This window comes from Candidatus Coatesbacteria bacterium (genome assembly GCA_014728225.1).
Lineage (GTDB): Bacteria > RBG-13-66-14 > RBG-13-66-14 > RBG-13-66-14 > RBG-13-66-14 > WJLX01.
This window is the reverse complement of record WJLX01000013.1, coordinates 1-2,723: the sequence shown is the minus strand read 5'-3', so window position 1 is coordinate 2,723 and position 2,723 is coordinate 1. Positions and strand designations below refer to the sequence as shown.

3 protein-coding genes are annotated in these 2,723 nt (G+C 65.4%); all 3 read right to left on the bottom strand.

Annotated elements, in window-relative coordinates; translation table 11 throughout:
• Window positions 1-408, bottom strand: a 408-nt coding sequence (locus tag GF399_01375) for a hypothetical protein (GenBank protein ID MBD3398965.1), incomplete at its 3' end; no start/stop codon positions are given.
• 161 nt (window positions 409-569) lie between these two features.
• Complete coding sequence (locus GF399_01370; GenBank protein MBD3398964.1) at window positions 570-1,775, bottom strand: aminotransferase class I/II-fold pyridoxal phosphate-dependent enzyme; 1,206 nt, start codon at window positions 1,773-1,775, stop codon at window positions 570-572.
• Between the two features lie 41 nt (window positions 1,776-1,816).
• Entirely contained in the window at window positions 1,817-2,665 is an 849-nt protein-coding gene (gene rlmB, locus GF399_01365; GenBank protein ID MBD3398963.1) for a 23S rRNA (guanosine(2251)-2'-O)-methyltransferase RlmB, read from the bottom strand.
• Between the last annotated feature and the right edge of the window lie 58 nt (window positions 2,666-2,723).

The following is a 2,723-nucleotide window of genomic DNA, read 5'->3' as shown; positions in this document are numbered from 1 at the left end:
GCGCTTCTTCATCAGGTGTTTGATGCCCAGCATGACGAAGAAGTAAAGCAGGTTGAGCACGACGAAGCAGCCGCCGCCGACCAACAGGGCCTCCCAGTAGCCGGGCAGGCTGGTCAGCCACTCCCAGATGGTGCTCACCGGCCCCAGCGCCTTGCCGACCTCTTCGGTGGCCTGTTCGATCTTCTCGCCGGTATCGGCCTCTGCGAGCTCCTCGGCAGCGGCCTCGGCGGCGTCCTCTCGCTGCGCGCGCCGTTCTTCGACCCGCTCGGAAAAATCGGCCATCTTCTCCTCGATCGGCCGATCCAGCCCCGCGGTCAATTCCTCCAGCGCCGGCGCTCCGGTTGGCTGTTGAGCCGGAACGGTCGCTGCGATAACGAGGACGACAATCAGCAACAGGCGGCGGCGCATGGTCACTCCGGGGTCTGAGGTGGTCGAAGACGTTGACTTATTCTATTTTACCAGAACGCGGCGGCCGGTTGTATCGCAGAACCGAACACCGCGACGGTAAGTGTTGAGGACGGACCGCCCGAGCGGTCCGTCCAAGCTCAAACCGGCCTGTCGCGGCCGCGTCAGTTGACGCACTCGTTGCAGTTCTTGTCCATCCAGGCGCTGAAACGATCGATGAACTTCTGCAGGTTGACCAGGCTGTTGGCGAAGCTGAAACGGATGTAGCCCTCGCCGGCCTCGCCGAAGGCCGTCCCGTGGAGAGCGGCTATGTGGGCCTCGTTGAGCAGACGGTCGTTGATCTCCCGACTGGTCAGCCCCAGGTTCTTGAGGTTGGCGAAGGCGTAGAAGGCGCCCTTGGGGTTGACCACGTTGGAACAGCCCAGTTTCTGCAGTTCGGGGATCAGGTAGTCGCGGCGCTTCCTGAACTGGTTGCGCATCTGGTCGACGGCCTCCCAACTGATCGGGTTGACGATGGCCTCCAGGGCGCCGTACTGGTTGAAGGTGCAGGTGCAGGAGTTGGAGTTGGTGGTCAGGGTGGCCAGCTTCTTGGCCAGGGCGGCGGGCATCACCCCGTAGCCCAGGCGCCAACCCGTCATGGCGAAGGCCTTGCTCCAACCGTCGACCATGATCAACCGACCGTTGAAGGCCTTCTCGGACAGGGCGCTAACGTGCTCGCCCTCGTAGACGATGGCCGAGTAGATCTCGTCGGAGAGCACCCAGAAGTCGTGCTCGTGGGCCATCTCGGCGATGGCGGTGTAGTCCTCGGCGGTCAGCATCCCGCCGGTGGGGTTGTGGGGACTGTTGAGGATCACCAGACGGGGGCCGTTGCCGGCAACCTTGTCGCGGAAAACGTCGAGATCCGGTCGGAACCCCTTCTCCTCGAGCAGGGGATAGGTGTCGATCCGGGCGCCGATGATCCGGGCCGCCGCCTCGTAGGCCGGGAAGTTGATATCCGGGATGAGCACCGTCTCACCCGGATCTACCAGAGCTTGAAGACTGAAAAAGATCAACGGCTTGGCGCCGGGGGCGATGACCACCTCGGCGGGAGCAATATCGTTGTCGTACTTGCGGGCCACGTGATCGGCCACGGCGCGACGCAGCACGGGCAGGCCCGCCGAGGGTGCGTAGTGGGTCTGGCCCGAGTCCAGCGCAGCCTTGGCCGCGGCGACGATGTTGGAGGGCGTGGGAAAGTCGGGCTCGCCGACCTCCAGATGGATGATATCGCTGCCCTGGGCCTCGAGCTTGAGGGCCTGCTGCTTGATCTCGAAGCCTGTCTGACGGCCGAAGCCCTCCAGGCGCTTGGCGAAACGGATCGGCTGATCGCTCACGAACTACCCTCCGGTATCGGGTTGGGGTGGGTCAACGGCCGCTAATAGCCGCGGCGCTGGCGTACGGCCTCGAAAACGGCCACACCGAAAGCCACACTGGCGTTGAGGCTCTCCACGGCGCCAAACAGGGGTATCTTGACCAGGTAGTCACAGGCAAGCGCCGTGGCGTGGCCGACCCCCCGATTCTCGGCGCCGACGACCAGAGCCAACGGCCCGGTCAGGTCGGCCTCGTAGATGGTCATCTGGGCCTCGCCGGTCAAACCGGCGCACCAGACGTCGTTCTCGGTCAGGCGACGCACGGCCTGGGCCAGATTGTTGACCACGGCGACGGGCAAATGAGCCGTGGCACCGGCGGCGGCTCGCACCACCGTACCGGTGATCGGCGCCGCCCGCCGGGTGGGGATCACCGCGCCGTGGCAACCGGCGGTCTCGGCGCTGCGCAGCACCGCACCGAGATTATGAGGGTCCTCCAGATGATCGCAGACGACGAGGAACGGTTCCTCACCGCGAACCCGGGCCGACTCGACCAGATCATCGACCGTATGGTCCCGGCGCTGGACCTCGGCGGCCAGGCCCTGATGGCGCGCTGCGCGGCACAAGCGCTTAAGCTCCCGCTCGGGCAATACGCTCACCGGCACACCGCGCTTGCGCGCCTCGGCGGCCAGCGGCTCCAGCCCCTTCTTGCCGCGCTGAACGTACAACCGGCACAGCTCCTGCGTCCCGCGCAGGGCCTCGACGACGGGCCGATAACCGAAGATCAGCGCCATGAGAAAAGGGCTCCCGTCTAGTTCAAGCGGAGCGCACCTCCGCCCGGAAGACCCGGGCGCGGTACTGCGAAAAACCGACAACGGCTGAACCGCCGCGCCCCGGAACTGGCACGGTTTTTGCATCTCGGCGACCGTTACGGCCGACGATAACGGTCCGCCTCCGCAAAAACCGTGCCAGTTC

Excerpts from the sequence above, each read along its gene's own strand:
- rlmB (MBD3398963.1), bottom strand. The coding sequence starts at position 2,665 with ATGCAAAAACCGTGCCAGTTCCGGGGCGCGGCGGTTCAGCCGTTGTCG.